Origin of the sequence: Sphingomonas alpina (genome assembly GCF_014490665.1) — a bacterium.
Classification (GTDB): domain Bacteria; phylum Pseudomonadota; class Alphaproteobacteria; order Sphingomonadales; family Sphingomonadaceae; genus Sphingomonas; species Sphingomonas alpina.
The window spans coordinates 646,198-670,652 of record NZ_CP061038.1 but is presented as its reverse complement, the minus strand read 5'-3'; the positions used below and the strand labels follow the sequence as shown (position 1 = coordinate 670,652).

The 24,455-nt window shown below is 63.9% G+C and carries 24 protein-coding genes and 1 pseudogene; 12 read left to right on the top strand and 13 right to left on the bottom strand.

Annotated features, from left to right (window positions below; genetic code table 11):
- Positions 1–10 precede the first annotated feature (10 nt).
- From H3Z74_RS03025 to mtnA, 4 genes are read left to right on the top strand one after another with little or no spacing between them, the layout of a single operon-like run.
- Positions 11–643 (top strand): methylthioribulose 1-phosphate dehydratase, encoded by a 633-nt coding sequence (locus H3Z74_RS03025; RefSeq protein WP_187762533.1) that lies wholly within the window; start codon positions 11–13, stop codon positions 641–643.
- Positions 640–1,182: a 1,2-dihydroxy-3-keto-5-methylthiopentene dioxygenase gene (locus H3Z74_RS03020; protein ID WP_187762532.1), complete on the top strand. Its 543-nt coding sequence runs from the start codon at positions 640–642 to the stop codon at positions 1,180–1,182. Before H3Z74_RS03025 ends, H3Z74_RS03020 begins: the two co-directional genes overlap by 4 nt.
- Before the next feature lies 1 nt (position 1,183).
- Positions 1,184–1,816, top strand: a complete 633-nt coding sequence (gene mtnC / locus H3Z74_RS03015) for an acireductone synthase (RefSeq protein WP_187762531.1) — start codon at positions 1,184–1,186, stop codon at positions 1,814–1,816.
- Complete coding sequence (mtnA, locus tag H3Z74_RS03010) at positions 1,813–2,844, top strand: S-methyl-5-thioribose-1-phosphate isomerase (RefSeq protein ID WP_187762530.1); 1,032 nt, start codon at positions 1,813–1,815, stop codon at positions 2,842–2,844. Before mtnC ends, mtnA begins: the two co-directional genes overlap by 4 nt.
- Positions 2,845–2,851: 7 nt before the next feature.
- Here mtnA and H3Z74_RS03005 read toward each other — a convergent pair whose 3' ends face one another.
- Together H3Z74_RS03005 and H3Z74_RS03000 are read right to left on the bottom strand one after the other, a co-directional pair.
- Positions 2,852–3,232: a VOC family protein gene (locus H3Z74_RS03005; protein WP_187762529.1), complete on the bottom strand. Its 381-nt coding sequence runs from the start codon at positions 3,230–3,232 to the stop codon at positions 2,852–2,854.
- A 71-nt stretch (positions 3,233–3,303) separates the two neighbouring features.
- Positions 3,304–4,317, bottom strand: coding sequence for an AraC family transcriptional regulator (locus H3Z74_RS03000; RefSeq protein WP_229726848.1), 1,014 nt, complete (start codon positions 4,315–4,317; stop codon positions 3,304–3,306).
- 114 nt (positions 4,318–4,431) lie between these two features.
- Between H3Z74_RS03000 and H3Z74_RS02995 the strand changes: the two genes are divergently transcribed.
- Positions 4,432–5,265, top strand: coding sequence for a DUF2306 domain-containing protein (locus tag H3Z74_RS02995; protein ID WP_229726847.1), 834 nt, complete (start codon positions 4,432–4,434; stop codon positions 5,263–5,265).
- Between the two features lie 166 nt (positions 5,266–5,431).
- Here H3Z74_RS02995 and H3Z74_RS02990 read toward each other — a convergent pair whose 3' ends face one another.
- Together H3Z74_RS02990 and H3Z74_RS02985 are read right to left on the bottom strand one after the other, a co-directional pair.
- Positions 5,432–6,574 (bottom strand): aminotransferase, encoded by a 1,143-nt coding sequence (locus H3Z74_RS02990; RefSeq protein ID WP_187762528.1) that lies wholly within the window; start codon positions 6,572–6,574, stop codon positions 5,432–5,434.
- A gap of 271 nt (positions 6,575–6,845) precedes the next feature.
- Complete coding sequence (locus H3Z74_RS02985) at positions 6,846–7,226, bottom strand: MerR family transcriptional regulator (protein ID WP_187762527.1); 381 nt, start codon at positions 7,224–7,226, stop codon at positions 6,846–6,848.
- A gap of 63 nt (positions 7,227–7,289) precedes the next feature.
- Here H3Z74_RS02985 and H3Z74_RS02980 point away from each other — a divergent pair, with 63 nt between their 5' ends.
- A complete protein-coding gene (locus tag H3Z74_RS02980) occupies positions 7,290–8,609 on the top strand; it encodes an NADH:flavin oxidoreductase/NADH oxidase family protein (protein ID WP_187762526.1) in 1,320 nt (439 codons plus the stop codon).
- 314 nt (positions 8,610–8,923) lie between these two features.
- Here H3Z74_RS02980 and H3Z74_RS02975 read toward each other — a convergent pair whose 3' ends face one another.
- The 3 genes from H3Z74_RS02975 to H3Z74_RS02965 form a co-directional block, all read right to left on the bottom strand.
- The gene (locus H3Z74_RS02975) at positions 8,924–9,859 is read right to left on the bottom strand and encodes an SDR family oxidoreductase (RefSeq protein ID WP_187762525.1); all 936 of its coding nucleotides are present in this window, start codon (positions 9,857–9,859) and stop codon (positions 8,924–8,926) included.
- A 47-nt stretch (positions 9,860–9,906) separates the two neighbouring features.
- On the bottom strand, positions 9,907–10,479 hold the full coding sequence (locus H3Z74_RS02970) for a TetR/AcrR family transcriptional regulator (RefSeq protein WP_187762524.1): 573 nt from the start codon (positions 10,477–10,479) through the stop codon (positions 9,907–9,909).
- A gap of 63 nt (positions 10,480–10,542) precedes the next feature.
- Positions 10,543–11,130, bottom strand: a complete 588-nt coding sequence (locus H3Z74_RS02965) for a YdeI/OmpD-associated family protein (protein ID WP_187762523.1) — start codon at positions 11,128–11,130, stop codon at positions 10,543–10,545.
- A 150-nt stretch (positions 11,131–11,280) separates the two neighbouring features.
- Here H3Z74_RS02965 and H3Z74_RS02960 point away from each other — a divergent pair, with 150 nt between their 5' ends.
- Positions 11,281–12,060, top strand: coding sequence for a pyrroline-5-carboxylate reductase (locus H3Z74_RS02960; protein WP_187762522.1), 780 nt, complete (start codon positions 11,281–11,283; stop codon positions 12,058–12,060).
- A 941-nt stretch (positions 12,061–13,001) separates the two neighbouring features.
- Here H3Z74_RS02960 and hutC read toward each other — a convergent pair.
- Together hutC and H3Z74_RS02950 are read right to left on the bottom strand one after the other, a co-directional pair.
- A complete protein-coding gene (gene hutC, locus H3Z74_RS02955; protein WP_187762521.1) occupies positions 13,002–13,718 on the bottom strand; it encodes a histidine utilization repressor in 717 nt (238 codons plus the stop codon).
- Positions 13,715–15,079 carry a formimidoylglutamate deiminase gene (locus tag H3Z74_RS02950; RefSeq protein ID WP_187762520.1) on the bottom strand — a complete coding sequence of 455 codons (1,365 nt, stop codon included), beginning with the start codon at positions 15,077–15,079 and terminating at the stop codon, positions 13,715–13,717. Before H3Z74_RS02950 ends, hutC begins: the two co-directional genes overlap by 4 nt.
- A gap of 232 nt (positions 15,080–15,311) precedes the next feature.
- Between H3Z74_RS02950 and hutI the strand changes: the two genes are divergently transcribed.
- The 5 genes and pseudogenes from hutI to H3Z74_RS02925 all read left to right on the top strand — a co-directional run bounded on the left by hutI (position 15,312) and on the right by H3Z74_RS02925 (position 21,137).
- Positions 15,312–16,517 (top strand): imidazolonepropionase, encoded by a 1,206-nt coding sequence (hutI, locus tag H3Z74_RS02945; RefSeq protein WP_187762519.1) that lies wholly within the window; start codon positions 15,312–15,314, stop codon positions 16,515–16,517.
- Positions 16,514–18,045 (top strand): annotated as a pseudogene (gene hutH / locus H3Z74_RS02940) (histidine ammonia-lyase). Before hutI ends, hutH begins: the two are co-directional and overlap by 4 nt.
- Entirely contained in the window at positions 18,042–18,851 is an 810-nt protein-coding gene (gene hutG / locus H3Z74_RS02935) for an N-formylglutamate deformylase (protein ID WP_187762518.1), read from the top strand. Before hutH ends, hutG begins: the two are co-directional and overlap by 4 nt.
- A gap of 16 nt (positions 18,852–18,867) precedes the next feature.
- Positions 18,868–20,535 (top strand): urocanate hydratase, encoded by a 1,668-nt coding sequence (gene hutU / locus H3Z74_RS02930; protein ID WP_187762517.1) that lies wholly within the window; start codon positions 18,868–18,870, stop codon positions 20,533–20,535.
- Positions 20,532–21,137: a HutD/Ves family protein gene (locus H3Z74_RS02925; RefSeq protein ID WP_187762516.1), complete on the top strand. Its 606-nt coding sequence runs from the start codon at positions 20,532–20,534 to the stop codon at positions 21,135–21,137. Before hutU ends, H3Z74_RS02925 begins: the two co-directional genes overlap by 4 nt.
- Positions 21,138–21,142: 5 nt before the next feature.
- Here the strand turns inward: H3Z74_RS02925 and H3Z74_RS02920 are convergent, their stop codons facing one another.
- From H3Z74_RS02920 to H3Z74_RS02905, 4 genes are all read right to left on the bottom strand, one after another.
- Positions 21,143–21,487 carry a RidA family protein gene (locus H3Z74_RS02920; protein ID WP_187762515.1) on the bottom strand — a complete coding sequence of 115 codons (345 nt, stop codon included), beginning with the start codon at positions 21,485–21,487 and terminating at the stop codon, positions 21,143–21,145.
- Positions 21,488–21,648: 161 nt separating this feature from the next.
- Entirely contained in the window at positions 21,649–22,452 is an 804-nt protein-coding gene (locus tag H3Z74_RS02915; RefSeq protein ID WP_187762514.1) for a hypothetical protein, read from the bottom strand.
- A gap of 545 nt (positions 22,453–22,997) precedes the next feature.
- Positions 22,998–23,189: a hypothetical protein gene (locus H3Z74_RS24265; RefSeq protein WP_229726846.1), complete on the bottom strand. Its 192-nt coding sequence runs from the start codon at positions 23,187–23,189 to the stop codon at positions 22,998–23,000.
- A 295-nt stretch (positions 23,190–23,484) separates the two neighbouring features.
- Positions 23,485–24,252, bottom strand: a complete 768-nt coding sequence (locus H3Z74_RS02905) for a TetR/AcrR family transcriptional regulator (RefSeq protein WP_187762512.1) — start codon at positions 24,250–24,252, stop codon at positions 23,485–23,487.
- Between the last annotated feature and the right edge of the window lie 203 nt (positions 24,253–24,455).

Genomic DNA, 24,455 nt, shown 5'->3' with positions numbered 1-24,455 from the left:
GATCGATGCGATGGCCGCCAGCAGCTTTGCCGAGGCCCGCAGCGGCATCGTCGCGGTCGGGCGATGGCTGGACGGCAAGGGCTGGGCACCGGCGACATCGGGCAATTATTCGGTCCGGCTCGACGATGGCAGCTTCGCGGTCACGGTATCGGGACGGCACAAGGGCCGACTCACCGAGGATGATGTAATGCGCGTCGATGTCTCGGGCGCATCGCTCGATGGCAAGAAGCCGTCGGCCGAAACCGCGTTGCATCTCGCTTTGTATCGCGATTTTCCCGATGTCGGCGCGGTCCTGCACAGCCATTCATCCAACGCGGTCGGCCTGACCCGGGCCTTTCCCGACCTGACCGGCTGGACCTTGCAGGGCCATGAAATGCTCAAGGCCTTGCCGGGCAATACGACGCACGAAACGCGCGTCATCCTGCCGATTGTCGACAACAGCCAGGACATGGCGGTGATCGACGCAAAGATGTCATCCTTGCTCGTTAAACCCGGCAGCGCACCGGCCTATCTGATCCGTGCCCATGGCCTTTACGGCTGGGGCAAGGATCTGGCCGAGGCCGAGCGCGTGATCGAGGCGGTCGAATGGATGATCGCGGCGGAACTGGCCGAGATCGGGTTCAGGAACGGGAGTGCAGCATGAGCCGGTTGCAGATCTTCCACGAAAGCGACGGCACCGCCGCGCTGATCGATACCAGCGACCTGGCGACGATCGCTGCAACGCTGGAAACGATCGGCGTGCGCTTCGAACGCTGGCCGACGCGTGACGGAGTGACCACAGATACCATCCTGCAGGTCTATGCGCCCGAAATCGAAGCGCTGAAGGCGGAAGCCGGATATCAGTCGGTCGACGTGGTGGCGCTGGCGCCCGACCATCCCGATCGCGCGGTGCTGCGCGGCAAGTTCCTGGCCGAACATACCCATGACGAGGATGAGGTGCGCTTCTTCGTCGAGGGCGAAGGGCTGTTCACGCTGCATGAGGGCAGCCGGGTGTTCAACATGCTGTGCACCAAAGGCGACCTGATCTCGGTGCCCGCCGGAATGCGTCACTGGTTCGACATGGGGCCGGCGCCCCGCTTCACCGCGATCCGGCTGTTCGTGAATCCCGATGGCTGGATCGCACGCTTCACCGGCAGCGACATCGCCGGGCGGTTTCCGCGCCATGAGCCCGTCACCGCCTGACATGAAGGCAATCCTCACTGATATCGAGGGTACGACGTCGAGCATCGCCTTCGTCGCCGATGTCCTGTTCCCTTATGCCCGGGCACGGCTGGCCGACTGGGTCGCGGCGCATCCGGTCAAGGCCGCGCCGATCCTTGCCGAGGTCGAGGCGACCGAGCCGGGCGATCCGGTCACGACGCTGATCCGCTGGATCGACGAGGACCGCAAGGCAACGCCGCTCAAGGCCCTGCAGGGGATGATCTGGGCCGATGGCTATCGGGCGGGCGGCTTCACCGGCCATGTCTATCCCGAGGCGGCCGCGGCACTGCGTCGCTGGCATGAGGCCGGCGTGAAGCTATTCGTGTTTTCGTCAGGATCGATCGCGGCGCAGAAATTGCTCTTCGGTCACAGCGATATGGGCGACCTGACGCCGCTCTTCTCGGGTTATTTCGATACGACGACCGGGCCCAAGCGCGAAGCGGCTTCCTATGCCGCGATTGCCGCGGCGATCGGCGAAGCACCGGGCGATATCCTGTTCCTGTCCGATACGCCCGAAGAGATCAGCGCCGCGCGCGCCGCCGGGATGGAAGCGCTGCTGATCGACCGCACAGGCGGCGCGGGCGATATCGCGACATTCGATGAGATGAGCGCATGAAGCTGCAGGGTACGCACCAGCGCTCGATCACCCGCACCGCCGATGGCCGCGGCGCGCGGATCATGGATCAGCGCGATCTGCCCTGGGCGATCAGCTGGGTCGAACTGCGCAGCGCTGCGGATGCCGAGCGCGCGATCCGCGAGATGTGGACGCGCGGTGCGCCGCTGATCGGCGCGACCGCTGCCTATGGCTTGGCGATGGCGCTGGCCGAGGATGGATCGGATGAGGCACTCGACCGCGCCTATCGCTTCCTGCTCGCTTCGCGCCCGACCGCGGTCAACCTGCGCTGGGCACTCGACAAGCTGGTCGAGACAGTGCGCCCCCTGCCCGCCGCCGAGCGGGCTGCCCCCGCCTTTGCCCGCGCCGATGCGATCTGCGACGAAGATGTCGAGCTGAACCGCGCGATCGGCGCGCATGGCCTCGAGCTGTTCCGCGAGCTTCATGCGCGGCACCCGGACCGCCCGCTCAATATCCTGACGCATTGCAACGCCGGCTGGCTCGCGACGGTCGATTACGGCACTGCCACCGCGCCGATGTATCTCGCGCATGATGCCGGCATTCCGGTGCATGTGTGGGTCGATGAGACGCGCCCGCGCAACCAGGGCGCGCTGCTCACCGCGTTCGAGCTGGCCGGGCACGGCGTGCCGCACACGGTGATCACCGACAATGCCGGCGGGCATCTGATGATGACGGGTCAGGTCGACGCCGTGATCGTCGGCACCGACCGGGTGACCGCGAACGGCGATGTCTGCAACAAGATCGGCACCTATCTGAAGGCGCTGGCGGCGAAGGACAATGGCGTGCCCTTCTATGTCGCCCTGCCCTACACGACCTTCGATGCCGACACTGCGACCGGCGCCGATGTGCCGATCGAGGAGCGCTCGGGCGACGAGGTGACACATGTTTCCGGCGAAGGCGGGCGCATCCGGGTGACGGCATCGACCGCCGCCAATCCGGCCTTCGACGTCACGCCCGCGCGGCTGGTGACGGGCTATCTGACCGAGCGCGGGCTGGTCGAGAAGGTCTAGGGACGGCTCACGCCTCGGACAGAGTCAGGACATTGCCGTCAGGATCGGCGAAAAAGGCGATCTTGGCCTTGCCGTCGGGGGAGGTCCAGATGCCGAGCGCGTCCTGGCCGAACCCCTCGAAGATGCTGAACGTAATGCCCCTGTCCCGCAGCGCCACGACTGCCGCGCCGATGTCCTCGACATTCCAGCCCAGCACGGGATGAGGATGCGCCTTGTGATCCGGCATTGCGGTCATGCGCAGCAATCCCCCGCCGAAATCGATGAAATCGCCGAAATCATCCGAGCTGCGCAGCGTCAGCCCGAGCGTATCGCGATAAAAACCCAGCGCGCGCTCACGGTCGCTGACATTGAGATAGGTGACTGGCGCACCGGATTGCTGGAACGTCATGCTCGGTCTCCGCTGGAGGTGATGCACTTATACAGCGGCTGACGACGCGGAGCCATCGCCGACGGCGACGGTCAGGCGGACACCCAGCCGCGCGGGCTCAATCCGGTCCAGCGCTTGAACGCGCGTGAGAAGGAGCTCGGATCGGAAAAGCCGACCAGATAGGCCGTCTCGTTCACCGAGGTCTTTCGGCCGCGCAGATAGTGCAGCGCCATGCGATGGCGCAGATCGTCGACCAGCGCTTCATAGCTGACCTCTTCTTCCTTCAGCCGGCGATACAGCGACTGGCGGCTGAGCCCGATTTGCTTCGCGATATCGTCCATGCCGACATCGCCCAGGTGCAGTATCGGGATCAGCAGGCTTTCGACCCGCCCGCGCATCGTCCGCGTCGTCTCGAGATCCTTGAGCAATTTGTCGGCATGCTCGCTGAGCACGCCGAACACGTAGCGATTGGGCTGATGCAGTTCGATCGACAACCAGGACGGATCGATCATGATCGCGTTGCGGTCGCTGTCGAAGGTCACCGGAGCCTTCAGCACGCGATCATAATCTGCGCGATAGTCGGGTGCGGGATGCGTGACATGGACCTCCTTGGCGAAGGGCGCGTCGGGAAAATGGCGAGCGGTTTCGCAGATGAACCGCGACCAGGTGGATTCAGTCATTTCCGGAAAGCTGTTCGGGTCGGTGCGCCGATCCACCATCCATAACTCGCCATCGATCCAGCTCAGCTCGAACCGCTTGCCGCCGCCGGTCAGATCGACCTCGGCCGCGAGGCGCGCGTAGCGGCTCAGTTCGGCAAAGGCCTCACCCATGGTCGGTGCGGCGTAGCAGATCAGGCCGACGACGGAGATTTCCTTGAAGTCCTTCTCCGCCCCCAGGTCGAGCGCCAATGCCGGCGCATTGCACAATTGCTTGGCGGCCTGCATCAGCGCGATATAGCGCGCGAGCGGCACACGATTGTCCGGATCGGACAGGTCGCCGGGATCGATCCCGGACAGTCCGCAAAGCTGCTGCCGGTCGGCTCCCCTCGACACCGCGAACTGCATCAGATTGTCCGTATAGCCGGCCGATACGGTTGGATCAGCCACCGCGATGCGCCGGCGAGCCGAAAGTCAGGTTTTTGATCTGCGCGGTCATGTGCTGCGGGTCATAGCCAATCTATCGCCGGACGAGAACCAGATGGGGCGCCCGAAGGGACAAGAATGAACGAGACTGTTGCGGCCGGGTCCCCGGCAATGCGATCCGCGGCGAACAAGGCGCTCAAGGGCTCGGCGATATTCTGGTATGTGACCGCGGTCATCGGGCAATGGCTGTTCGTCGCTTATGTCGCCAGTTTCTACGGCGGCGCTGCGATGGCCGGGAATTTCGAGCGCTGGAACGAGGTGCTGGTCGGCGGCTATGTCAAAGGCGGCACGATCGGCAATGTCGCGCTTGCCACGCACTTGTTGCTCGCGATCATTATCACCGTTGGCGGGCCGCTGCAGCTAATCCCCTATCTTCGTGCCCGCGCCTTGCCCTTCCATCGCTGGAATGGCCGGCTGTACCTGCTGACCGCAATCGTGATGAGCCTGACCGGGCTCTATGCGGTGTGGACACGTGGCACGGCCGGCGGGTTTTCGATGCGCTTCGGGATCAGCATCAATGCCGTGCTGATCGTGATCTGCGTTGCGATGGCCTGGCGTTATGCGCTCGCGCGTAAGATCGCCGTGCATCGCCGCTGGGCGTTGCGCGCCTTCATCCTGGTCAGCGGAGTGTGGTTCTTTCGCGTCGGGCTGATGCTGTGGATCATCGCCAATAGCGGCCCGGTCGGGATTGGCGGGAAGGGGTTCGACGGTCCGTTCGTGCGCTTCTGGGCCTATGGTTGTTATCTGCTGCCGCTCGCGGTGCTCGAACTCTATCTGCTCGCACAGGGGCGATCCGGACCGGCGGGCAAGCTCGCCATGGCGGGGCTGCTGTTCGTGCTGAGCGCCGGAGTCGGGATCGGCATTTTCGGCGCGTTCATGGGAATGTGGCTGCCGCGAATGGCAGGCGGGTAACAACAGGCTGGAGATTAGATGGCTTTAGCAAATTTCCCCTCGTCATCCCCGCGAAAGCGGGGATCCCGCTGCCTTGCCCCGCACTGAGAAGAAGAAGAAGAAGAAGAAGCGGGATCCCCGCTTTCGCGGGGATGACGGGGATGGTTTAGTCAAATTCCAGCCCGTTCTAAGGCCGTACTCGCATCCGCTCCAGCGCCTCATCCAGCGTCGCATCGGCCTTGGCAAAGCACAGCCGAACGACATTGGTCACCGGCGCCTCGACATAGAATGCCGAAACCGGGATCGACGCCACGCCGGCTTCCTCGACCAGCCATTCGCAGAATGCGATATCGCCCATGCCGACGCCCGAACGGTCGAGATCGATCGACAGGAAATAGGTCGCGGCACTCGGCAGCACGGCATAGCCGAGGCCAGTCAATCCCGCCGCCAACCGGTCGCGCGAACGCTGGAACGCAGCGCGCATCCCCTCGAAATAGGCGACATCCTTGCCCAGCCCATAAGCGGCGGCGGCCTGCAGATTGGGCGGCGTGGTGAAGGTCAGGAACTGATGCGCCTTGGCCAGCACCGCAGCGATGCGCGGCGCGGCGCACATCCAGCCGACCTTCCACCCGGTCAGCGAGAAAATCTTGCCGGCCGACCCGATCTTGACCGTGCGCTCGCGCATGCCGGGCAAGCCGATCAGCGAACGATGCGTCCGCCCGTCGAACACGACATGCTCCCACACCTCATCACAGATCGCGATGGCATCATGCGCGACGCAGAAATCCGCGAGCAGGGCCAGTTCGGCATCCGACGCCATCGTCGCGGTCGGGTTGAGCGGCGAATTGACGATCACCAGTTTGGTGCGCGCGCTTGCCACCGCCGACAGTGCCTTGGCGGTGATGCGCCATTCGGGCGGCTCGAGCCGCACCAGCTTGGGCACGCCGCCGGCACGCACGATCAGCGGCCAATAGGCGTCGTAGAGCGGCTGGAACATCACCACTTCGTCGCCGGGCGAGACCAGAGCGAGGATCGCCGCCGCCAGCGCCTCGGTCGCGCCCGAGGTGACCACCACTTCGGCCGGAGTCAGGTCGAGCCCCTGATGCACCGAATAATGTGCCGCGACCGCTTCACGCAGCGCAGGAATCCCGAGCATCGGCGGATATTGGTTCGAGTCCTCGACCAGCGCGCGCGCCGCCTCGGCCAGTACATCCTCCGGCCCACGACCGTCGGGAAAACCCTGTCCAAGATTGATCGCGCCGGTCGCCCGCGCGCGGGCCGACATGGTTTCGAAGATGGTGGTGCCGAGCGAGGTGTAGAGCGGGTTCATCGCACGGTCGCTATCATGCCGCCCTTCCCGCAAGCAATCTCAACTCCGAAGGGCGATGGGGCTATCGCGTGGAATTGATTTGGTACTCGTCATCGATGCTTATCCCCTTCGGCCAACGGATTAGCGTAACCGACAGCGATCGCCTCCTCCTTGTGCTCCCGCGAAGGCGGGAGCCCAGACTGGGTCCCCGCCTTCGCGGGGACACAAGCTTCCTTGGTGACAGAGGTAAGGACCACGACCATCTGACGCGGATCTGAGGCCGCGCGTCGGTTCAACCAGCGGCCCTGTGAAGCGTGGCGATCACCGCGTCCGACGACCGTTCATGATCCATCATCGCGACGATCCGCGCGCGCATCGCGGTCAGGCGGGCGAGATGGGCGTCGATATCGGCCAGCCTGGCGCTCAGAATCTGCCGTGCGTCGTCGCAACTCGGCAAGCTGCCGTCCCCGGGCGCGCTCGCCTTGATCTCGGCCAGCGACAGGCCGAGCGATTGCGCCAGCAGGATCATGCGCAAGGCTTCCAGCGTCGTCTCAGGATAGTCGCGATAGCCATTCCCGGTCCGGTCAGCCGGCCGGATCACGCCCTTTTCCTCGTAAAAGCGGATGCGCGATGTCGATATGCCTGCCGCGCGGGCAAGCTCGCCGATCTTCATGCTTGACCTTCAACTTTGATTGAAGGTGTAAGGTCGCTCGAATCACCTTCGAAAGTCAATGCCATGTTCAACGAAAATGCCACCGGCGCCCCCCTCCGCGACATCGGCGACACCGCGTCCACACCGAGCCGGTCGGCATTGTTCGAGCCGCTAGCGCTGCGTCGCGGCGCGATCATTCCCAACCGCATCGCCAAGGCGGCGATGGAGGAAAATATGGCGGACCAAGGCCAGGTGCCGGGCCCGGCGCTGCTTGCTCTCTACTCACGCTGGGCGCAGGGCGGTGCGGGCCTGTTGCTGACCGGCAATGTGATGATCGATGCCCGTGCGCTGACCGGTCCGGGCGGCCTGGTGCTTGAGGACGACCGCGACCTGCCCCTGTTCGCGCGCTGGGCCGCGGCGATGAAATCGGGCGGTGGCCAGGCCTGGATGCAGATCAACCATCCGGGCCGGCAAATGGCCGCATCAATGGGCCAGCAGGCGATTGCGCCGTCCGCCGTGCCGCTCGACCTTGGCAGCCTGTCCAGGATGTTCGCCCAGCCCCGGGCGATGATGCAGGCCGAGGTCGAGGAGGTCATTGCCCGCTTCGCCCGCACTGCGGTGCTGGCCGAGCAGGCCGGTTTCGACGGCGTGCAGATCCATTCGGCGCATGGCTATCTGCTCAATCAATTCCTCTCGCCGCTGGTCAACCAGCGCACCGATCAATGGGGCGGCAGCCTGGAGAATCGCGCACGTGCACTGCTTGAGACGGTCCGCGCGGTGCGGGCGGCGGTCGCATCGAACTTCGTCGTGTCGGTGAAACTCAATTCGGCCGATTTCCAGCGCGGCGGCTTCGACGTCGCGGATGCCACGCAAGTGGTGCGATGGCTCAACGACCTGGATATCGATCTGCTCGAACTGTCAGGCGGCAGTTATGAAAGCCCGGCAATGCAAGGGTCGCCGGCGGACGGCAGCAGCACGGCGGCGCGGGAAGCCTATTTCATCGATTTCGCGCGCGACATTGCCGGGGTCGCGACCATGCCGGTGATGGTTACCGGCGGTATCCGTCGCCGTTCCGTGGCGGAGGCCGCCTTATCGCCCGAGGGCGACCGGATCGGCGTCGCGATGCTCGGGATCGCTACCGCCATGACGGTCGAGCCCGCTTTACCCGCGCGCTGGCGTGCCGGCGAAAGCCTGGAAATCGACCTGCCAAGCCTCAAATGGAAGAACCGCGCGCTTGCGGCAGGCGCGACGATGGCCATCGCCAAGTTGCGCCTGCGTCGCATTGCGGCCGGCAAGATCATGAAACGGACGCCCTCCCCGATGCTGACCTTTATCGGCGATCAGCTCCGTACGCACCGGCTGGCGAAGCGCTACCGCGCATGGATACTGGCTGTTAATCGCTGATACTTGTTTTTCCGATCGCCGGATCTGGTAGATTATATATCTATTCCAATAGATTGGCTGAGACTGGCTCGCCCGATAACAGCCAGCATAACAGCCACCGAACAGCCATGGAACAGCCATGGAACAGCCAGCATAACAGCCAGCATATCAGCCAGGAACAGCGAACGGGCTGGCTGTTCCGGCCGGAACAGCCAAGGACCAATGGCCGGTATTTTTCCAGTCATGTGAAAGAGCGGGACGGAAAGCCGGATAGCTTCCCGTCCATCGTCACTGTTTCACGTTCGATCGACTGGTTGAATCGACACCGCTCGCGCTCAAGGAAAGCGAACCCCGGTGAGTTCTTCCGATATGTCCCATAATCTCGCGGCCACGGCCTCGTCCTGCGCTTCCGTGCCGATCACGGCGTCACCGACGCGCCCGGTCAGTTCGAACCGCCCCTTCGGTCCGTAATAACCCATGGGCACTGCATTGGGCGATGTCGCGGCGAACAGGGTCGGCAAAGCGCCCGCCGCCGCTGACTGCGATATAAGCGGAGCCAGCGCAGTGCTCAGCCGTTCCATCGGCGACGGCCCGCTCCGGCCCAGACCGGGGCCTGCGCTTTGCAGCCCAGTCCGCGCATAGCCGGGGTGCGCGGCATTGCTCATCAGGTCGCAGCCATGGCGGTCGCTGCGGCGCTGCAGTTCGAACGCGAACAGGATCATCGCCAGCTTGGACTGGGCATAGGCCCGCCATGGCTTGTAGTTTTTCTCCCATTGCAGATCGTCGAAGTGGATCGCCGCCAGCAGCCGGTGCGCACCGCTGCTGAGATTGACCACCCGCGTCTCGCGTCCCCGGCACAACAGCGGCAGCAACCGCCCGGTCAGTGCGAAATGGCCGAGATAATTGGTGCCGAATTGCAGTTCGAACCCGTCCGCCGTGGTGTGGCGGGTGGGCGGCATCATCACGCCGGCATTGTTGACCAGCAGGTCGAGCGATGGATGCTCGCCGGAAAAACGCTCGGCGAACTCCGCCACTTTGCGCAGGCTGGACAAATCCAGATCCATATAGCGGATCGTTGCGTGCGGATGAATCTCGCGGATCCGCTTCAGCGCCGCGTCGCCCTTGGCGGGATTGCGGCCGGTCAGCACCACATCGGCCCCCGCACCGGCCAGCGCCAGCGCGGTTTCATAGCCAAGACCACCGGTCGCGCCGGTGATCAATGCCAGCCGCCCCGCCTGGGACGGGATATCGTCAATGCCAAAGTCTTTCATAGCCTTACTCCAAAGAGCGATTGCTCACTCATTTTAACGTCAAAAAATCACGGCTTGGTGAGCGCGCTCCAGAATGCGTCAAACCCTGCCCGCTTGTACCGATCGCGCGCTTTCGGATCCTGCTCGATGAACTGCACGGTGGTTTCGGCGAGCGACTGCATCACCGCGCCGACAAAGGCGATCGACTGGTCACTGAGCGCGCCCATCGCCATCACATCCTTCAGCAATGTCTCCGCATCGCGGAACGCCGCATTGCCCGATTGCCGGCTTGCCTCGCAAATGCGGTCGGATACGGTCAGCTGCCGCATCGCCTTGCTCTTCGCGGCATGATCCACGCCCCAGTCGATGAACCGGTCCCACACATGGCGGCAGCGCGCGCGCAGATCGCCGGACGCGGGATAGGTCGCCATCATTGCGCCATGCAGGTCGCTCTTGAGCTGCAGATAGAGCGCGTTGAGCAGATCATCCTTGGTCGGAAAATAGGTGAACAGCGTGCCCTCCGCGACGCCGGCCGCCTTGGCGATCTTCGCGGTCGGCGCACCGGTGCCCAGCGCGGCCACCGCGTCGGTCGCCGCGGCCAGGATCGCATCGCGCTTTTCTTCGCTTAACGGGCGGGCCATTCAAAATCCAATGAGTGAGTGCTTACTCGATTATATGAAGCCCATGGCTGGATTGCAAGGGTCTCAGCCCGGTATGTCGTTGCTCGCCAGATCACCGGCGACCAATTTGGCGATCAATTTCTGCACGCGCGTCGCTCGCACCTCGGGCGTGGTCGCTTTCAGGATCGGCAAGGTGGCGGAATATTGGCTCGTCCGGTCAAGCCGCTCAAACGCCGTGCGAGCCCGTTGGTTGAGCCGCAGCGCGGCGGAAAGGTCATCGGGGAGCGTCGCGATACGTTGTGATTCATAGGCCACCGCCCAACGACCATCTGCCTGGGCCAGTTCGACTTCGGCCAATCCCCCAGGCCGCATGCGCCCTGCTTCGTTCAGCGCCTCGACCCGCTCGACATTGAGTTTCGACCAGGGGCTTTTCGAGCGGCGCGGTGAATAGCGCTGGAGGTAAAAGTCCGCATCATGGCCTTTGCGCTGGCTGTCGATCCACCCATGGCAAAGCGCCACATCCAGCGCGTCGCTGATCGCGATCGCTTCCTTTTTCGAACCCTTCTTGCCGATCAGCAGCCAGACGCCGTTCGACCCGGCATGATGATCGGCCAGCCAAGCGTCCCATGCCGTGGCATCGGCAAAGGCAAGGATGTCGCTGCTGTCGGTCATGGCCATCCTTGCTCTCACGTCTGGGCCGATGAGATAGCGGCGCCGCTTCCTCATTCGCAAACCATCATTTCCCGGAAGAACCGGCCGGCTTGACCCGGTCGCGATCTTCGCGTTGTGAACACCAGGAACTCCCCCGGCCTGGAGCATGAGATGAGACTTGGCTTTATCGGCACCGGCGCCATCACATCGGCAATCATCCACGGCCTGGGCACGAGCTTCGCCGATCAGGGCGTGATCCATGTCTCGCCGCGCAGCGCGGCCATTTCCACTGCGCTCGCGCAAGCATTCCCGCATGTGCGCGTCGCTGCTTCCAACCAGGCGGTGCTGGACGAGAGCGATGTCATCATCCTGGCGGTGCGACCTCAGATCTCGCGGGAGGTCATCCCCGACCTGCGGTTTCGGGCGGACCATCATGTCATCAGCCTGATCGCGACCCTGTCGCTCGACGCGCTGACCGGTCTGGTCGCCCCGGCACCGGCCGTCTCGAAGGCCGTGCCGCTCCCCTCGGTTGCGCTCGGGCGAGGACCGACCGCGATCTTCCCGCCCGACCCGATCGCCGCCGCGCTGTTCGACCGCATCGGCACCGCGATCCAGGTGGACCGTCCGGAGGTGTTCGACGCGCTGAGCGCCGCGACCGGGACGATGGCATCCTATCTGGCGTTCGCGGGCGCCGTTTCCGCCTGGCTGGTGCGTAATGGCGTGACCGAAACGCAAGCCCGTCATTATGTCGCGAGCATTTTCGACGGACTCTCCCGCACCGCGATCGAGACGCCGGAGCAGAGTTTCGCGGCGCTCGCGGCAGACCATGCGACCTTGGGCGGGCTTAACGAGCAGTTGCTGAAGCATGTCTCGGATCACGGAGTGTTCACCGCGCTCGGCGAGGGTCTCGACGCTATCCTGTCGCGCATAACGGCGAGGCCGGGCGCCTAGGCTTTGGCAAATCTCCGGCGGCATCTGACATCATCTGGGTTAAATTGAACGAGTACAGTGATCCTGACCTAGGTCGCAGATTCATAAAGCGGTCACTCCGCTTTCGCCCCAATAGCGTAAGGTTGAGATGAGCCTGCGCAATCCCAATAGCCGTCGCTGGTGAGACAGCTTACAAACTGCCTGAACGCTGGACGGAGCAAGCTGCGTGTTTGAATGGCTGAGGAAAAGGCGAACTGAAGACGCGGGGCGACCCATAACAGCGGCTTTCCAGTTTGACAGTATCGAGCCGGTCGAGGCGTCACCGCAATGTAGAAATACCGGCCCTCAAGGTTGGGGCTTCACTCTGTGTGGCTCACCAGACGGCGAAGATTTTATGTATCGGCATCTGCTTGAGGCATTCGCAGAACGAAACCCTGCTGCACGTCTGACTCTACCGGGATGGCACGAGTGCGAGGACTTGATAGAAGGCTCGCTTATCTGGCACTCTCAGTATGTTTGGGTTTGGTACGAAACCGTGCTGTCTTACATCTGGTTATGGTCGGCGGATAAGGAGGCGATTGAGAGCTTGCGAAGCGCTATGTTGCCGCTGGCCCAAGGGAACTGATCGGCAACTCGGAGTGTCGGCTTCCATCATTTCGCTGTCCAAAGCTTCAAGCTCACTTTTCACCAATTTTTGCCGTTCACCCCATGCGTAAGCGGCCCCCATTTTTGGGTTCAAGGCCTAATTCTTACTGCTTCCCCGGTGCAGGCCGGGGCCCAGTCGGAAAGGTCAAGGTAACGAAGCACCACAGCGGTTGCCGGCTGTTTCACGACTGGGCCCCGGCCTGCGCCGGGGAAGCAAAGAATGGGTCAGGGTCGACACAGCTTGATAGTAAACTGACCACCGCGCCATCGGCGCAAGAGCTGACTCCACGCGTGCGACCCGGATCGCAAACGTCCGCTTACTTCGCCGGCACGCCGTGCCCGAACCGGGCGACCAGGCTATATTGATCGCCAAGGAAATATTGCTGTACCGACGTGATGCGTTCCTTGCCGCGCCAGGTCTGGCGCTCGACCAGCAGGCAGGGCGTCGTCGGGCCGACGCCGAGCAGCGTCGCCGTCTCCCCCTCGGCCGGGACTGCTGAAATACGGGTTTCCGCTTCGGTCCAGGGGACATGGCGCAGCAGCCAGCCGCCCGGCGATTCGACCTCCGGATCGATCTCCTCGATCGCCGGTACCGCAGCCAGGCTGATCAGGCGGCGTTCGACCGCCAGCGGCACGCCGTCCGCCAGGTGAATACCGTCGATCTGAAGCAGCTTGCCGGTCCCGGCCAGGGCCTGCTCCTCGCCCTTGTCACGATCGGGCGCGCGAACCTTGCGAATGAGAAGCCGGTAGCCATACACGCCGCCGCGCTTCGCCACTTCGGCGGCCAGATCCGGCACGTCGAGCACCATCGAATCGACCTTGGGCCGCGCGACGAACGATCCGGCGCGCTTGCGGCGATCGATCAATCCTGCGGCGACCAGCGCCGACAGCGCCTTGTTCACCGTCATCCGCGAACAGCCATAGACTTCCATCAGCTCATGCTCGACCGGGATGCGCTGGTCCGGCGCGAGCTTGCCGGAAAGAATGCCGGTCTCGATGTCGGTGCGGATGCGTTCGTGCAGCGACAGGGTCACAGGATCAGTTTCTCCAGCACCCGCCGATAGTCGGCGACGATCGGATCGCGACGCAGGTGACGGCCGCCGCTAACCAGCTTGCGGCCACGGCGCCAGACCGAATCGATTGCCGATCGTCCGCCGGCAAATATCAGCGCGTCGAGCAGCGCGCCCTCTTCGCGACCGATCAGGCTGGGGTTGGACCGGTCAAGCGTGACGAAATCGGCCGCGTGACCGACCGCGATCGCCGGGTCGACGCCCAGCGCCTGCCCTCCGCCCGCAAGCGCGGCGAGATAGATATCCTGCCCGGTCGATCCACCCGCCCCGCGCGCGAGAGCGTTGCGCTTGAGGCCGGCCAGCCGCTGGCCATATTCGAGCAGCCGCATCTCCTCCGTCGCATCGATCAGGACGTTCGAATCCGATCCGATCCCATAAGTACCGCCCGCCGCGAGGAAGGGCTGTGCCGGGAAGATGCCGTCGCCGAGATTGGCTTCGGTGATCGGGCACAGGCCGACCACGGCGCCGCTGGCCGCGATCGCCCTCGCTTCTGCATCGGTGACATGCGTGGCATGGACGAGACACCAGCGACGATCGACCGCGACATGATCGAGCAGCCATTCGACCGGCCGCGCACCGCTCCAGGCGATGCAGTCCTCAACCTCCTTGACCTGTTCGGCGATATGAATGTGGATCGGCCCCGCGCCGGCCAGTTCCGCCAGCAGACCAAGCTCCTCCTGCGTCACGGCGCGCAGGCTGTGCGGGGCAAGACCGACAATCGCATCACCCAGTGGCGCGGCCGCGGCACGAAGCCGGTCGAGCAGTGAGGCGAACGCATCGGGATCATGCAGGAAGCGCCGCTGCCCGCTGCCGGGCGTCGCTCCGCCGAAACCGGAATGCGCGTAGAATACCGGCAGATGGGTCAGCCCGATGCCGGTTTCGGCAGCGGCAGCGAAGATCGCCGCGCTCATCTCGATCGGATCGGAAAAGCGTGTGCCATCGCGATCATGATGGAGATAGTGAAACTCGCCGACCCGGGTGAAACCGCTCTCCAGCATCTCCAGATACGCCAGCGACGCGATCGCGCGGAGATCGTCGGGTGAGAGCCGGTCGACGAACCGGTACATGACCTCGCGCCAGGTCCAGAAACTGTCGTCATTCGCGCCGCGCACTTCGGCAAGGCCGGCCATGCCGCGCTGAAAGGCGTGGCTGTGCAGGTTGGGAATGCCCGGCACCGCGACCTGGTGCCGCTCGTCATCGGGGCCGGCGGCGGCGTTGCGCTCGATCGCGGTGATCCGGCCATTGCCGACCGACAGGCGGACATTCCGTGCCCAGCCATCGGCCAGAAGCACGGAGGAGAAGTGATGGCTCGCGGCAAACATCATTGATCCTGACCAACCCGGAGTGTGTGTCCCCGCGAAGGCGGGGACCCAGTCTGGGCTCCCGCCTTCGCGGGAGCACAAGGAGAGACGCGCAAACTTAAAAACATCTGGTGCCTTAGCCGTTTCGCTGCGTCGAGGTTCATGCTCGTTCTGGCCTCCCGTGACTTTATGTCTATACATTCTAGCGCAGCGGTGCAATGATCGACTTCAGTGATCCCGGACGGGGAAATGGCGCATGCAGTGTGACAGGATCTGGACCAATGCGCGGCTCGTGACGATGGCGGGGGCGCGAGACGGCCTGGGCATCGTCGATCAGGGCGTTCTTGCCGCCACCGCCGGGCGAATCATCTATGCCGGCCTGGCGGCGGAGGCCCCCGCGTTCGACGCCATCGAAACGATCGACTGCGCGGGCCGGTGGATTACGCCCGGCCTGATCGATTGCCACACCCATCTCGTCCATGGCGGCGACCGCGCGCATGAATTCGAGTTGCGGCTGAACGGCGCCTCTTACGAAGAGATTGCCCGCGCCGGCGGCGGCATCGTCTCGACCATGAAGGCAACGCGCGGCGCCAGCGAGGAACAGCTTGTCGCCTCCGCCCTGCCCCGCCTCGACGCGCTGATCGCCGAGGGGGTCACCACGATCGAGATCAAGTCGGGCTATGGCCTCGCGCTTGATGCCGAGTTGCGCATGCTGCGCGCGGCGCGCGCACTCGGTACGCACCGGCCGGTCGGCGTCGTCACGACCTTTCTCGGCGCCCATGCCTTACCACCAGAATATGCCGGCGATGCGGACGGCTATATCGACTCGGTCTGCAACGAGATGATCCCGGCGGTCGCCGATGCCGGCCTGGCCGACGCGGTCGACGCCTTTTGCGAAGGCATTGGTTTTTCCGCGGCGCAGACCGGACGCATCTTCGATGCCGCCGCGGCGCGGGGACTTCCCGTCAAGCTCCATGCCGAGCAATTGTCCAACCTGCATGGCGCGGCGCTGGCCGCACGGCATGGTGCGCTTTCCGCCGACCATCTCGAATATCTCGACGATGACGGCATCGCGGCAATGGCCAAAGCGGGCACTGTCGCCACCTTGCTGCCCGGCGCCTTTTACTTCGTGCGCGAGACGAAGCTGCCGCCGATCGACGCATTGCGCGCGGCCGGAGTTTCGATAGCGATCGCTACCGATTGTAATCCCGGTACCTCACCGCTGACCTCATTGCTGCTGACCATGAACATGGCTGCGACCCTGTTCCGGTTGACCGTCGACGAATGCCTTGCCGGCGTCACCCGCAATGCCGCCCGCGCACTCGGTCTCCAGGACGAGACCGGCACGCTTGATGCCGGCAAGAGCTGCGACCTGGCAATCTGGGACATCGAACGTCCCGCCGAGCTTGTTTACCGCATGGGGCTGAACCCGCTCCATGCCCGCGTCTGGAGAGGCAAATGACCGACATCACCTTGGTACCCGGCGCTGTGACGCTGTTGCAGTGGCGCGCCATCTATCGCGGCGCGCCGGCCGGGCTCGATCCCGTATCGGCGGCGGTGATCCGCGCCAGCGCGGACGCCGTTGCCCGCATCCTCGCCAAGGGGCAGCCGGTCTATGGCATCAATACCGGCTTCGGAAAGCTGGCAAGCGTGCGCATCGGCGACGAAGATCTCGCCACGCTACAGCGTAATATCGTGCTGAGCCATGCCGCCGGCACCGGCGCCCCTCCCCTGTGCCGGTGATCCGCCTGATGATGGCGCTGAAGCTCGCCAGTCTCGCCCAGGGCGCGTCCGGCGTGCGGCCCGAAACGGTGGCATTGCTTGAGGCGATGCTGCGCCTGGGCCTGACCCCGGTCATCCCGGCACAGGGTTCGGTCGGCGCAAGCGGTGATCTCGCGCCGCTCGCGCATATGGCCGCGGCGATGATCGGTGTCGGCGAGATCTTTGTCGGTGAAGCACGGAAGCCCGCCGAACTCGCGCTGAAAGAGGCCGGCCTGGCGCCGCTGGAACTCGGCCCCAAGGAAGGCCTGGCGCTGCTCAACGGCACGCAATTCTCCAACGCCAATGCGCTTGCCGGGCTGTTCGAGGCGGAGCGGCTGTTCCAGTCGGCGCTGGTCACCGGTGCGCTGTCGACCGAAGCCGCCAAGGGGTCCGATACGCCGTTCGATCCGCGCATCCAGGCGCTGCGCCGGCACCGCGGCCAGATCGAAACCGCCGATGCGCTGCGCACGCTGATGGCCGGATCGGCGATCCGCGCCAGCCATCTGGTCGACGATGTTCGTGTGCAGGATCCCTATTGCCTGCGCTGCCAGCCGCAGGTGATGGGCGCCGCGCTCGACATATTGCGCCAGGCCGCCTTCACGCTGGAGACCGAGGGCAATGGCGTGTCCGACAATCCGCTGATCTTCGCCGAGACCGACGAAGCGCTGTCGGGGGGGAATTTCCATGCCGAGCCGGTCGCCTTCGCCGCCGACATGATCGCGCTGGCGGTGTGCGAGATCGGGTCGATCGCGGAACGGCGGATCGCGATGCTGGTCGATCCCGCTTTGTCCGGCCTGCCTGCTTTCCTCACCCCGCATCCCGGACTCAATTCGGGCTTCATGATCCCGCAGGTTACCGCCGCCGCCCTGGTGTCCGAGAACAAGCAGCGCGCCTATCCCGCCAGTGTCGATTCGATCCCGACCTCCGCCAATCAGGAGGATCATGTGTCGATGGCGGCGCATGGTGCGCGCCGGTTGCTGGACATGACCGCCAATGCCAGCGCGGTCATCGGCATCGAGCTGCTTGCCGCCAGCCAGGGCTGCGACTTCCATGCCCCGCTGGCATCGAGTGCAGCACTCGAAGCGGCCCGCGCGCGGCTGCGCCGGGATGTGCCGACGCTGGCCGACGACCGGCATTTCCACCCTGATATGGAGGCTGCGAACCTGCTGGTCCGCTCGGGCGCGCTGATCGAGGCGGCGGGGCTCGACTTGCCCGGCGTGACGGCATGACCGACTGGCTCGAAGTGCATCGCGGCGATGCGCCGCTGATCATCGCCTTCCCGCACACCGGGACCGAATTGCCGCCCGCGCTCGAGGGGCAGTTCGTCTCATCCTGGCTGGCACGCCGCGATGCCGATTGGTGGATCGACCAGCTTTACGCCTTTGCGCGCGATCTCGGCGCGACCACCATCCGCACGCGCATCTCGCGCAGCGTGATCGATTGCAACCGCGATCCCTCGGGCGCATCGCTCTATCCCGGCCAGGCGACGACCGAGCTGTGCCCGACCACCGATTTCGACGGCGCACCGCTCTATGCCGCGACGACGCCCGACGATGCGGAGATCGCCCGGCGCCGCGAGACCTGGTTCGATCCTTATCACGCCGCCCTTGCCGACGAGATCGCCCGGCTGCGCAGCGCCCATCCCCGCATCGTCCTGTACGATGCGCATTCGATCCGCAGCCGCATCCCGCGCCTGTTCGACGGCGAACTGCCGCAGTTCAACATCGGCACCAATGACGGCGCCACCTGCGCGCCCGACCTTGCCGCCGCGGTCGAGGCGATCTGTGCGGCAAGCGGGCGTGGCCATGTCCTCAACGGTCGCTTCAAGGGCGGCTGGACGACGCGCCATTATGCCCGGCCGGCTGACGGCGTGCACGCCATCCAGATGGAACTCGCGATCCGTGGCTATATGCCCGAGCCGGACGCGCCGACGCCCGCAAACTGGCCGACGCCGTTCGATCCCGGCTTCGCGGCGCCGCTGACCGCCACCCTTACCGACATCCTGAAGGCGTGCCTCGCCTTCGCCCGCGCTTGAGAAGAGGTCATTCATCATGAGCCGTATCGACAATAGCCGAGTCATCCGCGCCGCCACCGGCACGGAACTTTCCGCAAAGAGCTGGCTGACCGAAGCACCGCTCCGGATGCTGATGAACAATCTCCATCCCGATGTCGCCGAACGCCCCGAAGAGCTGGTCGTCTATGGCGGCATCGGCCGCGCGGCGCGCGACTGGCAGAGTTTCGACCGGATCGTCGAGACGCTACGGCGCCTCGAAGATGACGAGACCCTGCTGGTCCAGTCGGGCAAGCCGGTTGGCGTGTTTCGTACCCATGCCAATGCTCCGCGCGTGCTGATCGCCAATTCCAACCTGGTGCCCAAATGGGCGAATTGGGAGCATTTCAACGAGCTCGATCGCAAGGGTCTGGCGATGTACGGCCAGATGACCGCCGGCTCATGGATCTATATCGGCACGCAGGGCATCGTTCAGGGTACATACGAAACCTTCGTGGAGATGGGCCGCCAGCATTATGGCGGCGACCTGACCGGCCGCTGGCTGCTGACCGCCGGCCTGGGCGGGATGGGCGGTGCACAACCGCTCGCCGCGGTGATGGCAGGCGCGTCCTGCCTGGCGATCGAATGCCAGCCGAGCCGAATCGAAATGCGTCTGCGCACCGGCTATCTCGATAAGGCGGCGGAAACGATCGACGACGCACTGGCAATGCTCGATCAGGCCAAGGCCGAGGGCAAGGCGATCTCGGTCGGCCTGCTCGGCAATGCGGCGGAGATTCTGCCCGAGATGTTCCGGCGCGGCATCCGCCCCGACCTGCTGACCGACCAGACTTCGGCACATGATCCGATCAATGGCTATCTCCCTGCCGGCTGGACGGTCGCCGAATGGGTCGAGCGCCGCGAGCGCCAACCAGAAGCCGTCGCAGCGGCGGCCAAGGCATCGATGGCGGTGCATGTCCAGGCGATGCTCGACTTCCAGCAGGCCGGGGTGCCGACGGTCGATTATGGCAATAATATCCGCCAGGTGGCGAAGGACGAAGGCGTCGCCAACGCGTTCGACTTCCCCGGCTTCGTGCCCGCCTATATCCGCCCGCTCTTCTGCCGCGGCATCGGCCCGTTCCGCTGGGCGGCGCTGTCGGGCGATCCGGAGGACATCTACAAGACCGACGCCAAGGTGAAGGAGCTGCTGCCCGACAATGCGCATCTCCATCGCTGGCTCGACATGGCGCGGGAGAAGATCCACTTCCAGGGCCTGCCGGCGCGCATCTGCTGGGTCGGCCTTGGCGATCGTCATCGCCTCGGCCTCGCGTTCAACGAAATGGTCGCGAGCGGCGAGCTCAAGGCGCCGGTGGTGATCGGCCGCGACCACCTCGACAGCGGGTCGGTCGCCAGCCCCAATCGCGAGACCGAGGCGATGAAGGACGGCAGCGACGCCGTATCCGACTGGCCGCTGCTCAACGCGCTGCTCAATACCGCATCGGGCGCGACCTGGGTGTCGCTCCACCACGGCGGCGGCGTCGGCATGGGCTATTCCCAGCATTCCGGGATGGTGATCGTCGCCGACGGCACGCCCGAAGCGGCGAAGCGGCTGGAGCGCGTGCTGTGGAACGATCCCGCTACCGGCGTGATGCGTCATGCCGATGCGGGCTATGACATCGCGCTCGATTGCGCACGGGAAAAGGGTCTCGACCTGCCCGGCATCCTGGGATGACGCACCAGGTCCTTCGCGCCGCCGATCGCACCCCCCGGCCATGGAAGAATGGCGGCGGCGTGACGCGGGATATCTGCGCCTTTCCCACAGGCAGCGCGATGGACGATTTCGACTGGCGGCTGAGCATGGCCGATGTCCGGGAAGCGGGTCCGTTCTCGTCCTTCCCGGGCATCGACCGCGTATTGATGGTGCTGCTGGGACGGCTCGAACTGGATTTCGGCGCGGGCGATCCGCCTCTCGCCCTGACTCCGGAAACCGCCGCCCATCCCTTTCCCGGCGATATCGCGGTCAATGGCACGCCGATCCGTGGTCCGGTCACGGACCTGAACCTCATGGTCCGGCGCGGACTGATGACGGGCGCGATCCGGCATCTGCCCGCCGGCGTCATCGATATCCCGGCGACGCGCTTAGAAACGCGCCTGATCGTCGCCACCAACGATATCGAGATGAGGTGCGGGGCGGGTAGCTATCAGCTTACCCGCTTCGATGCGCTGCTGGTGTCCGCAACGGATGGGCGGGAAGAACGCTTCGAGTTGAGCGGACCGGCATTGCTGATCGAGATCATGCCTGCCGACGCCCGTTCCGGGGCATCGGCAGGATAAGCGTTTCAGCGCGCCGCGATGACGATCACTTCGACCTTATAGTCCGGCGTCGCCAGCTTTGCCTCGCCGGTCGCACGTGCCGGTGCGTCGAGCCCGCCGACCCAGACATCCCAGACCGCATTCATCTCGGCAAAATCGGCCATGTCGGCGAGCCAGATCGTGGCCATGAGAATCTTCGATTTGTCGCTGCCGGCCCGCGCGAGCAGTGACTCGACCTGCGCCAGTACCGCCTCGGTCTGCGCGGTGACGCTCTCACCCGGCGCGCCGACCTGGCCGGCCAGATAGACGGTGTCGCCATGGATCACGGCCTGGCTCATGCGGGGGCCTGCATCGATGCGCGTGATGGTCATTCTTCAATCTCCTGGCGGTCACCATGAGCAAGGCTCAGTGGCAAAATGGGTGATGCGGGCACTCCCGCGATCGCCCGCTGACTGCCGAAGAAGAGGCCGCCGCGCAACCGTCCGGTACGGTAAAATGGGCAGCCCGCAGCGAGCTTCAGCGAGCCGCCCGGCTATCGTCCATCGGGCACATTCTCGCGCCGCCAATAGAGGTACATCATCACCGCCGTGACGCCCGCGAGCGTATGCCACAGCAATCCATGCGGCTGAAACCAGCTATGGGGATCGCACAGCGGTCCGCCGGTCTTGGACAATTGCCAGAATATTGTGGCGATCGCGATCGCCGCGATACCGATGATCCAGTAGCGACGCGCGCGTGGCGCGGCGATGAACCCGGCAAACCGGAATTCAAGCACGAAATAGACAAGGACCATGGTCAGGATCAGGATCTCGGCAGGCACGCCCAAGGCCGAGACCGTCGCAAAGCTGCCGACAGTCACGACATAGCCCGCCCAGAAGATCTTCTTGCGGATTCCCGCATCGATTCCGGTTCGCACCAGCCAGCGGTTCAGCGTGTAGAAGATCAGATAGCCGGTGAAGGTGTACATCGACAGGCCGTCGATCCATGACACCTGTTTCGCGATCGAGCCGTGCAGCCACATGCTGCCCAATCCCAGGAACAGCACCACGAAGACATAGAGATCCGCAATCGGATCGTCAGAACGGATGACGTTGGGGGATGCCCCACCCGCCCGGTCGCGGCTGAGCTGCCAGGCCACGAAGAAGCTGGTGCCGATGGCGTAAAGATTGGACCAGGTGTTTACGTGCTGTCGAACACCCTTGGCGCCATTGGTGACATCGGCGTGCGAGAAATACTCGCAATAACAGCCCTGGGTGATGCAGCCGTCCGGCAAGGTCGGCCAGCCGATGACATAGGCGAACAACAGAAAGGCGCCCATCAGGACAACGAGACTCACCCCCCAGACGATCCAGCCCCGGGCGATCGCTCTCCCGGCCATCACAGGCATGATCCCGACACTGCTGACACCCCGTTTCTCCCCATCTCGCCGCGGGCATTTTTTGACCGCGTGGCCGCAGCGGACCTTGCAGGCTCATATAGCAAAACGCCCGGCGATATAATAGTCTTTGCTATCCTATTGCCGGATCAGCGCGCGGGAATCTGCGCATAGTTCACGCCCGGGAGTCGCTCGAACCAGTTATAAACTACTGATATATAATGAATTATTGTATTGCCGCGCAAAGACGGCGATGAAAAAAGATATGTTACGTTTCCGGTGTAACATATCTCCCTTGGCCTGTTCCTTCAGCCCTGTCGTCCTTCAGCTCTGTCGTCGGCAGCGATTCAACCGTCACATGGTATCCGGCATGCAGACCCTTGCCGGACTTGGCCCGGCACGCTCTTTCTCAGTGTCGAAAACGATATTGCCATCGCGCCACTGACATAATGGCCTCGCGCACAATTTCAGCCACTCCTCATGCGCCTGATGTCATTCTCGATGCTCTAAAAACCGAAGGCGCAGCCGGCCGCGGCATTGAGAGTCACCGCGAGGATTTCATGATCGCGAAGCGCGCGAATCCTGTGCAGGAATTCCTCCTGGGAGAGCTTGTCGAGCGGCTGGTTCCTCAGGCTCCCCAATGCCGCAATGCGCCGAAGCTGAGTGATCGACAGCTTATGGGCCATGCGATCGGCCATGCAGGTCGATTGCCGCTCCGACAGGCCCATGCCAATCAAACCGGAGCGCAACCTCGTCTCCGGGGTCGCGCATGCAGAAAGAGCCAGGGCCGGAAGCAGGAGAGCCAATACACGCACGAAATCATCCGCTCATTATGCCGAACGCTCGGCGCCGAGAATGTGCGGACGCTCCTGCCTGATCAGTGGGTACAACCCGCGATCAAAACGATAGCTATAAATACTATTCTTGCAAGAACCAACCGCGCATCTCCTCCAGAAGGAACTGCCGGCGGTCCCGATACAACGACAATCCCGATCAGCGACCCTTCGGGTCTTCGTCCCCGAGAAGCACAAATCGCATCATGCGCGCCGTTTCGGCATAGACCGTCTCGGGCGAAATACGCTCTTCCTCGCCCATCATTTCATGGGCGGCATAGCCAAGTTCGATCAGGAATCTGATGCGTCGCCACAGGACATCCCTGGGCATGTCCGGCAGCATTGCGGTAAATACTTCAAGCAGCGCATCGGTGACGAAGCGATGAGACTCGATGCGAATATGCGACAGTCTCGGCGATGCATGCAGGGCGCGCTCGATCCATACACCGCCAGGTTCCGCAGCGGTCAGTTCAGCGGTCTCGCGCAGAACAACTTCGATCTTTTCGAACATGCCATCAAGGCCGGAGGTCAGATTGCCCTCGAGCCAGCCGATCAGCAGTTCGTTCTGCCGCTCCATCAGCCGCATGCCCAGCGCTTCCAGCACCGCATGCTTGTCAGCGAAATATCGATACAGCGCGGGCGGGCTCATCCCTGCGCGAGCGCAGATCATGTTGGTCGAGATATCCTCAAGCCCGACCTCGGCGAGAAGCGATCCGGCGACATCGAGCAAATGCTCGCGGGTCTGAATGGCGCGAGCCTGTTTGGGCATCAAGGTCGGTTTCGTGCGGGTCTTTTTCTGGGAAACACTGCCTGCCTGGGGAGTCTTATTCAAAGATTCAGCCTCAAAAAATTGTACCCGTTCCGGATTGGGCGCCCTTGCCCGAAGGCCGATGGTGGCGTCAAACCGATATTTAAGACTATCGTTCATCCGGCCTGCGTATCCGATGAGCGCCCATGACCACTGACTCCCTGTTTCAGCGCCGGATCAATTCAACAACAGCACCCGCGATGAAACATTGATACTTTGTACCGCATTGGACCTTTTCAAGAAAAAAAGCAAGGTCGAGCAGTGTTCTTTCATCGATGATACAGATGATCGTAATAACATATCCACGCAGAAGCGTTTTGGCC